Origin of the sequence: Amycolatopsis sp. NPDC059021, assembly GCF_042739895.1 — a bacterium.
Taxonomy (GTDB): Bacteria; Actinomycetota; Actinomycetes; order Mycobacteriales; family Pseudonocardiaceae; genus Amycolatopsis.
In genome coordinates, this window is the sequence record NZ_JBHYIQ010000182.1 from 1 (window position 1) to 7,438 (window position 7,438).

10 protein-coding genes are annotated in these 7,438 nt (G+C 68.8%); 8 read left to right on the forward strand and 2 right to left on the reverse strand.

Features of this window, described 5'->3' with window-relative positions:
• Positions 1 to 705 precede the first annotated feature (705 nt).
• Entirely contained in the window at positions 706 to 1,134 is a 429-nt protein-coding gene (locus ACFWX1_RS47105) for an ArsI/CadI family heavy metal resistance metalloenzyme (RefSeq protein WP_378396460.1), read from the reverse strand.
• An 82-nt stretch (positions 1,135 to 1,216) separates the two neighbouring features.
• Here ACFWX1_RS47105 and ACFWX1_RS47110 point away from each other — a divergent pair, with 82 nt between their 5' ends.
• The 5 genes from ACFWX1_RS47110 (at position 1,217) to ACFWX1_RS47130 (ending at position 4,966) form a co-directional block, all read left to right on the forward strand.
• On the forward strand, positions 1,217 to 1,585 hold the full coding sequence (locus ACFWX1_RS47110) for a metalloregulator ArsR/SmtB family transcription factor (protein WP_378396461.1): 369 nt from the start codon (positions 1,217 to 1,219) through the stop codon (positions 1,583 to 1,585).
• Positions 1,582 to 2,664 (forward strand): ACR3 family arsenite efflux transporter, encoded by a 1,083-nt coding sequence (gene arsB / locus ACFWX1_RS47115; RefSeq protein WP_378396462.1) that lies wholly within the window; start codon positions 1,582 to 1,584, stop codon positions 2,662 to 2,664. The genes ACFWX1_RS47110 and arsB overlap by 4 nt, the downstream gene beginning before the upstream one ends.
• Positions 2,661 to 3,068 carry an arsenate reductase ArsC gene (locus tag ACFWX1_RS47120; RefSeq protein WP_378396463.1) on the forward strand — a complete coding sequence of 136 codons (408 nt, stop codon included), beginning with the start codon at positions 2,661 to 2,663 and terminating at the stop codon, positions 3,066 to 3,068. Before arsB ends, ACFWX1_RS47120 begins: the two co-directional genes overlap by 4 nt.
• Positions 3,069 to 3,860: 792 nt before the next feature.
• Complete coding sequence (locus tag ACFWX1_RS47125) at positions 3,861 to 4,193, forward strand: ArsR/SmtB family transcription factor (protein ID WP_378396464.1); 333 nt, start codon at positions 3,861 to 3,863, stop codon at positions 4,191 to 4,193.
• Positions 4,190 to 4,966: a methyltransferase domain-containing protein gene (locus ACFWX1_RS47130; protein WP_378396465.1), complete on the forward strand. Its 777-nt coding sequence runs from the start codon at positions 4,190 to 4,192 to the stop codon at positions 4,964 to 4,966. Before ACFWX1_RS47125 ends, ACFWX1_RS47130 begins: the two co-directional genes overlap by 4 nt.
• A 4-nt stretch (positions 4,967 to 4,970) precedes the next feature.
• Here ACFWX1_RS47130 and ACFWX1_RS47135 read toward each other — a convergent pair whose 3' ends face one another.
• On the reverse strand, positions 4,971 to 5,711 hold the full coding sequence (locus ACFWX1_RS47135) for a class I SAM-dependent DNA methyltransferase (protein ID WP_378396466.1): 741 nt from the start codon (positions 5,709 to 5,711) through the stop codon (positions 4,971 to 4,973).
• A gap of 83 nt (positions 5,712 to 5,794) precedes the next feature.
• On the opposite strand from ACFWX1_RS47135, the gene ACFWX1_RS47140 reads away from it, so the two are divergent.
• The 3 genes from ACFWX1_RS47140 to ACFWX1_RS47150 all read left to right on the forward strand — a co-directional run.
• Positions 5,795 to 6,139 (forward strand): MmcQ/YjbR family DNA-binding protein, encoded by a 345-nt coding sequence (locus ACFWX1_RS47140; RefSeq protein WP_378330831.1) that lies wholly within the window; start codon positions 5,795 to 5,797, stop codon positions 6,137 to 6,139.
• A 39-nt stretch (positions 6,140 to 6,178) separates the two neighbouring features.
• Entirely contained in the window at positions 6,179 to 6,880 is a 702-nt protein-coding gene (locus ACFWX1_RS47145; protein WP_378396467.1) for a class I SAM-dependent methyltransferase, read from the forward strand.
• A gap of 100 nt (positions 6,881 to 6,980) precedes the next feature.
• Positions 6,981 to 7,438 (forward strand): FAD-dependent oxidoreductase (locus tag ACFWX1_RS47150; protein WP_378396468.1); only part of this gene is annotated, 458 nt, incomplete at its 3' end.

Here is a 7,438-nt window from a genome sequence, read left to right on the forward strand (position 1 = left end):
TACACGGCACCTCGGGGGCACGGGTGGATAGGGGGGCGGTGGGTTGGTGTCGCGAACGGGTCGTTGGGGACGTTGATCGTCCCGAACGCGTCGTTCGCGACATCCTCGAGCCGCCTGCGATCCGAGGGACGCCCTGGGTGCGTTCACCGCACCGAGGGACGCTCCCGGTGCGTCCAATGCACCAAGGGCGTCCCTCGGCACCCCCCGCCGCCACCTGCCGCCCCGCATGTCCTGAACGCGCCGTTGGGGGACGTGTGGTGGCGGGGCCTCGTGTCCTGAAGGGGCCATTGAGGACGTTGAACGTCTTGTAGGGGCCCTTGGGGACATCGACGGGCCGGCCGCCGCGCGGTGGGCATGTCTCGAACGCTCCGTTGGGGACGTTCAGCGTCCCCAAGGCGTCGTTCGCGACATACTCTCGCCAGCCCGCGCGTCCAGTATCGAAGAGCGCTCACGGTCGGCGCCTCCGGCTGGAACGGATTGCTGGCTGTCGTGAAGGCGGCAGGTTTCCGACAGTCCTAAAAGGATTCGGACGCGCAGAAGCGGCCTCCCGCCTTGGCTCAGGACCTCGCGAGAGGCCGCTTCTTCGTGTGGGTCGCCGGACCCGGTGGCGACCCTGCGGAAGCGTACGGGATCACCCCCCGGCGCCAGTCCAGATTGGTTACAGCGTGTTCATCTCCCGCGACTCTCGGGAGCGAGCATGCTCGTTCAGGCGCCGCAGCCTGCGGGCTGACAGCAGGTGGCCGCGGTGCTGTCGGTGCCGAAGCTGGCCGAGTCGGCCTTGACGGTGTAGACCTCCCAGGGTTCCTGGCCGGGGCCGTGGACCCAGACCTTGTCCTGCACGGCGTAGCAGCAGGTGGTGTCGTCTTCGGTGAGGGTGTCGAGTCCTTCGCCGGTGAGGCGCCGGCTGGCGGCGTTGACCTCGTCGGTGGATTCGACTTCGACGCCGAGGTGGTCCATGACGGTGGCCTGGCCGGGTTCACCTTCCAGCAGCACGAGCTTGAGCGCGGGCTCGGTGACGGCGAAGTTGGCGTAGCCGGGGCGTCGTTTCGCGGGCTCGGTGCCGAACAGCTTGGTGTAGAAGGCGATCGAGCCCTCCAGGTCACCGACACGCAGGGCGAGTTGTACCCGGGACATCCCATCCTCCTTGGATAGATGATTGTCGAAACAGGGAGAGGCTTAGATTGCCGTCTATGTAGAAGTCTGTCAATATAGAGGCATGTCGAAGCAACTGCCGATCGTCGCGATGGACGCCTGCTGCTCCCCGCTGGCGCGGGATCCGCTCTCCGAGGAGCAGGCGGTGGAGCTGGCGAGGCTGTTCAAGGCGATGGCCGACCCGGTGCGCCTGCGGTTGCTGTCGCTGATCGCCTCGCACGCGGGCGGGGAAGCCTGCGTGTGCGACCTGACCGACGCGTTCGAGCTGACCGGCCCGACGATCTCCCATCACCTGAAGGTGCTGCGCGAGTCCGGGCTGATCACCGGCGAGCGGCGCGGCACCTGGGTCTACTACCGCGTGCATCCCGAGGTTCTGGCCCGCCTCTCGGCCGTGCTGGTGCCCGGTGACGCGGCCGAGGTGGTGTCGGCGTGACCGCCACGCAGGACACCACCTCGGCTGCCGTGGTGGGCAAGCTGTCCACAGTGGACCGGTTGCTGCCGGTGTGGATCGCCGTGGCGATGGTGGCCGGATTGCTGGCCGGACGGTGGATCCCCGGCCTCGGCGGGGTGCTGAACGCGGTGTCGGTGGACGGGATCTCGCTACCGATCGCGCTCGGGTTGCTGGTGATGATGTACCCGGTGCTGGCGAAGGTCCGCTACGACCGGCTCGGCACGGTGACCGCCGACCGGCGCCTGCTGTGGCCCTCGCTGGTGCTGAACTGGGTGATCGGCCCGGCGCTGATGTTCGCGCTCGCCTGGTTGCTGCTGCCCGATCTGCCGGAGTACCGCACCGGGCTGATCATCGTCGGCCTCGCCCGCTGTATCGCCATGGTGATCATCTGGAACGACCTGGCCTGCGGCGACCGCGAGGCCGCCGCCGTCCTGGTGGCGCTGAACTCGGTGTTCCAGGTGATCATGTTCGGCGTGCTCGGCTGGTTCTACCTCGCGGTGCTGCCCGGCTGGCTCGGCCTCGAACAGACCGGCCTCGCCGTGTCCGGGTGGCAGATCGCCAAGAGCGTGCTGATCTTCTTGGGAATCCCGTTGCTGGCCGGGTTCCTGACGCGTCGCCTCGGCGAACGCGGCAAGGGCCGTGCCTGGTACGAGACCCGGTTCCTGCCGAAGATCGGGCCGGTCGCGCTCTACGGCCTGCTGTTCACCATCGTGATTCTCTTTGCCCTGCAAGGGGATCAGATCACCGGACGGCCACTGGACGTCGCGCGGATCGCGCTGCCGCTGTTGGTCTACTTCGGACTGATGTGGGCCGGATCGTACGCGCTGGGCAAGGCGATCGGGTTGTCGTACGAGCGGACGACGACGCTGGCGTTCACCGCGGCGGGCAACAACTTCGAGCTCGCGATCGCCGTCGCGATCGCCACCTTCGGCGCCACCAGCGGCCAAGCGCTGGCCGGAGTCGTCGGCCCGCTCATCGAGGTCCCCGTCCTCGTCGCCCTCGTCTATGTGTCTCTCGCGCTCCGGCGCCGCTTCACTCCTGCCACGGAGGTTCCCGCGTGAACACCCCGGAAGTGCTGTTCGTCTGCGTCCACAACGCCGGACGCTCCCAGATGGCCGCCGCCCTGCTGCACCACCACGCGGGCGGCAAGGTTGTGGTCCGCTCCGCCGGATCCGCGCCCGCCGACACCATCAACCCCGCCGTCGTGGCGGTGATGGACGAACTCGGCATCGACCTGACCCGGGAGTTCCCCAAACCGCTGACCACCGAAGCCGTCCAGGCCGCCGACGTCGTGATCACCATGGGCTGCGGCGACGCCTGCCCCGTCTTCCCCGGCAAGCGCTACCTCGATTGGCGGCTCGACGACCCCGCGGGGCAGGGCGTCGACGCCGTCCGCCCGATCCGGGACGAGATCGACCGCCGCGTCCAGGCTCTGCTCGCCGAACTTCTCCCCGCTTCGGCCTGACGTCATTCTTGGCGGTCCTCCTTATCTCAGATCGACGTCGAATACATCTACCGGCACCAAACCGACTTCCGGCATGAACTCGTTACGAGCAATGCCGAACGCGACTACGAAGAGTCAGTCAGATGGCCACCTGACTACCCACGGCGACTTCCGGTCCCCGGGCCCGGCTAAGCCTTCGACGGAACCGGCCCGTGTGCGGAGCACGCTGAGTTTGCGACGATTTGCCACATCAACGTCCTGAGCAGTGCAAACGCTCGCTCAACACGGGATCTTCCACACTCGCGAACTCGCCGCTGTCAACACGGGTGTTGTCACTGTGCTGTCCGGGGTGACGGATACGCTTCTGCTGAGGCCTTGAGGAGCCACTGCGGCGAGACCCGCCGAGCGTGCTCCGGCCAGCCGGACGCGGCTGGACGACCGGAGGAACAATCCCGGATTCGGGAGGACTCGCATGGCCACACGGCCAGATGCCGGCTGCGTGTGCAGCCGGATACGCCGTCGGGCAAGGAGTGCGGTAGCAGCAACTACCGCACTCCTGATCGCCGCAACGGCGTTCGTGCACGAGCTGACCGCGCTCCTGCACTAGGTTCCCACCGGAACCGCGCGAGGGGGCTGGGCCGCCCGGCCTGGCTCCCTCGTTGCGCACGGCTCCCGATCGCGGCTGGTAGGCCGCGGATCGAACAGCGCATGCGCGTCTGCAGTATCGCACCTCGTCCAGCGCTGGAATCTTCCCTAGGCTGGCCACGGCCCATTTTATCGTTTATCGTCGATTAACGATAAAGGAGGGATGTCGTGCTGGACCGTGCTACCGCCGAGACCTACGCCGGGTGGTTCCGCGCACTCGCGGACCCGACGAGGGTGCAGATCCTCAACCTGCTGGCCGCCACCAAGACTCCGATGACGGTCGGGGAGGTGGTCGCGCAGGTCGCCGTCGGGCAGTCGACGGTGTCGGCGCATCTGAAGATCCTCACCGAGGCCCGGTTCGTGCTCGCCGAAGCCCGTGGCACCGCGCGGTTGTATCGGGTCAACCAGCGCTGCCTGTCCTGTTTCCCCACCGCGGCGGACGTCGTCATGGGCCGCCAGGCCGTCGCCTTCTCCGACGTGGCCTGCGAGGCCGCGTCATGACCGAACGCCAGGAGCAGCAGGACGCCGTCCACGACCGCTACGCCACCGCCGCCCGGCGCGCGCTCGCGGGCGAGGGCACCGGCCTCATCACCGGCCCGCACGACGCCGGCCGGCTCGGCGCGGTCCACTACGCCGAGGACGCCGGCGCGGTGCCGGAGAACGCGGTGGCGGCCAGTCTCGGGTGTGGCAACCCGCTCGCCGTCGCCGACCTCCGCCCCGGCGACACCGTGCTCGACCTCGGATCCGGCGGCGGGCTCGATGTGCTGCTCTCCGCGCGCCGAGTCGGGCCGGCCGGGCGGGCCATCGGGCTCGACATGACCGACGAGATGCTCACCCTCGCCCGCCGCCATGCCGCCGAAGCGGGCATCGCCAACGCCGAGTTCCGCAAAGGTGCTATCGAGAACATCCCGCTCCCGGACCAGTCCGTCGACGTGGTGATCTCCAACTGCGTCATCGCGTTGTCGGCCGACAAGCCCGCCGTTTTCGCCGAAATCGCCCGAGTCCTGCGGCCCGGCGGACGGCTCGGCATCACCGACATCATCGCCGACGACACTCTCACCGGCACCGAACGCGCCCAGCGCGCCGACAAGGTCGAATGCCTCGCCGGGGCCCTCACCGTCACCGACTACCGCGCTCTCCTGAGTGCCGCCGGGTTGATCGGGATCGATGTCCAGGTCACCCACGCCGTCGGCGACAAGCTGCACTCCGCGATCATCCGCGCCACCACGCCGGCGCAGCAGCGGCTCGCCGACCCCGGCTCCACTGTTGTATAACGACCTATACGGCGGTGCGGTAGACGGAGACATGGGACTGGGAGTCGCCGGTGAACTCGGCCCCGGACCAATCCGCGTGCCTGCTCTCCAGCTCGAACCCGGCCAGCTGGCCCATGAGGTCGAGTTCGGCGGGCCAGACGTAGCGGTGCGGGCTGTGGGAGACGCGTGCCTGCCTGGTCTTCCCGTCGAACTCGACGTGGTGCGAGACGAGATGCTGGTGCAGGACGTCGTAGGTGTCCACGCCGAGATAGCCGGGTTCGGAGTGGAAGACCACGGCGTCCTGGCCCGGCGGGAGCTTCCGCAGGTCGGGGACGCCGAGCTCGATCACGAACCGGCCGCCCGGCACGAGATGGCGGGCGGCGTTGCGGAAGCAGGCGACCTGCTCGGCCTGGGTGAGCAGGTTGGAGATCGTGTTGTAGACCAGGTAGACGAGCGTGTACTTCCCCGGGGCGGTGGCGGTGGCCATGTCCCCGGTGATCACGGGGATCGTCTTCTCGTCCGCCTTGGTGCGGAGCCTCTCGAGCATCGGACGGGACAACTCGATGCCGGTGACGGACACTCCTCGCCCGGCCAGCGGGACGGCCACCCGGCCGGTGCCGATGGCGAATTCGAGCGCGGGGCCCTCACCCGCGAGTTCGGCGAGGCGGTCCACGGTCGGCCCCAGTACCTCGGGGGCGAACATCCCGGTGCCCGGTGTGTCGTAGCGGTTGGCGATGTCGGCGTCCCAGATCTCCTCCTGCTTCATGCCGTCCACTCTGGCCGCGGCCGCCCCCGCCGTCCATCGATTTCGGCGGCGCTAGGCTGGGACGCGTCGATTTGGGGGCCTCGGTGAGTGTGCGAAGTGGTGAGTTCCAGCGGCTGGTGGACGCGCTGGCCGACGTGGAGCGTGGGAAGGGCCGCGACTACACGTCGTTCAGCGTGCGCGGCAAGCGGTTCGGGTACTACTGGCCGCGGACGGAGACCGTCGGCCTGAAGCAGACGATCTCCGAGCAGCGGGCGCTGGTGTCCGAGCGGCCGGACGTCTTCGAGGAGCAGTTCACCGCGGGCGGGTTCGGCTGGGTGGTGGTCCACCTCGCCGGGATCGAGATCGACGAACTGTCCGAGCTGGTCTACGAGGCCTGGCGGCTGTCCGCTCCGGAGGACCTGGTCGCCGAGACGCCGCTTCCCTGGTAGCGAGCGGGGCCCCGGCCGGTGTTCGACCGAGGAGGTTTCTTGGAGAAAACGCTTGGTGACAAGGAACATTGGGCTCGCGTCGCCGCGGAATGGGTGACCTGGGCGCGGGAGCCGGACCACGACGCCTTCTGGGCCTATCGCGACGCGCTGAAGGAGTACCTCGGCACGGGAAGCGGTGACGCGCTCGACGTCGGCTGCGGTGAGGGGCGGGTTTCCCGCGTACTGACCTCCTGCGGTTACACGGTGACGGCGGTCGATCCCGTCGCCGAACTGCTCGCCGCCGCGGAACAGGAACGGTCCGCGCAGGACTACGTCGTCGCGTCCGCCGGCGAGCTGCCGTTCGAGGACGGGCGTTTCGCGCTGGTCGTGTCCTACAACATGCTGATGGACGTGGCGGATGTGCCCGCCGCGGTCAAGGAAATGAAACGGGTGCTGCGCGAGGACGGGACCTTGTTCGTCTCCGTCGTGCATCCGCTGGCGGACCTCGAACTCGTCAAGGACCAGGTGACGTACTTCGATCGGCGCCGCTTCGAGACGAAGGTCGAGGATCGCGGGCTGACCATGAAGTTCGCCGGGTGGGCTCAGCCGCTCGAAGCCTACGCCGCCGCGCTGGAGTCCGCCGGTCTCGCGATCACGTCGGTCAAGGAGCCCGCCGCGGACATCCGCGACGGGCGGCAGCACCTGGAGCACTGGGCCAGGTTCCCGCTGTTCCTGTGGCTGAAAGCCCGGCCGCTTCCCTGATACCGGATATCAGGCCCGTGCCAGCGCTGTGTGCGTTTCGTGCCAGCGGTTCGCGTCAGTCTTTCCGTGTCACCGCGAAACAGCACGGAGAGGAAACGGCATGGCACAGGAACCTGTCACGATCGTCGGCGCCGGACTCGGCGGCCTCACGCTCGCCCGCGTCCTGCACGTCAACGGAATCCCGGCGACGGTCTACGAGGCCGAGCCCTCGCCTGCCGCGCGGGCGCAGGGCGGGATGCTCGACATCCACGACTACAACGGCCAAATCGCCGTCGAGGCCGCGGAGCTGATGGACGAGTTCCGTGCCCTGATCCTGGAGGGCCGCCAGCAACTGCGGATCCTCGACCGCGACGGCACCGTCTTGTTCGACAGGCCCGACGACGGCACGGGCGGGCGTCCCGAGGTGCAGCGCGGTGAGCTGCGGCAGCTGCTGCTCGACTCGCTCCCGGCCGGCACTGTCCACTGGGGACACAAGGTCGGCGGTGTCCGTGGGGGGGGGGGGGGGCGGGCGGGGGGGGGGGGCGGGGGGCGCCCCCCCCCCCCGGGGCGGCTCCCCGT

Coding starts and splice junctions, on each gene's coding strand:
- ACFWX1_RS47105 (WP_378396460.1), bottom strand. CDS start 1,134: ATGTCCCGGGTACAACTCGCCCTGCGTGTCGGTGACCTGGAGGGCTCG.
- ACFWX1_RS47110 (WP_378396461.1), top strand. CDS start 1,217: ATGTCGAAGCAACTGCCGATCGTCGCGATGGACGCCTGCTGCTCCCCG.
- ACFWX1_RS47130 (WP_378396465.1), top strand. CDS start 4,190: ATGACCGAACGCCAGGAGCAGCAGGACGCCGTCCACGACCGCTACGCC.
- ACFWX1_RS47135 (WP_378396466.1), bottom strand. CDS start 5,711: ATGAAGCAGGAGGAGATCTGGGACGCCGACATCGCCAACCGCTACGAC.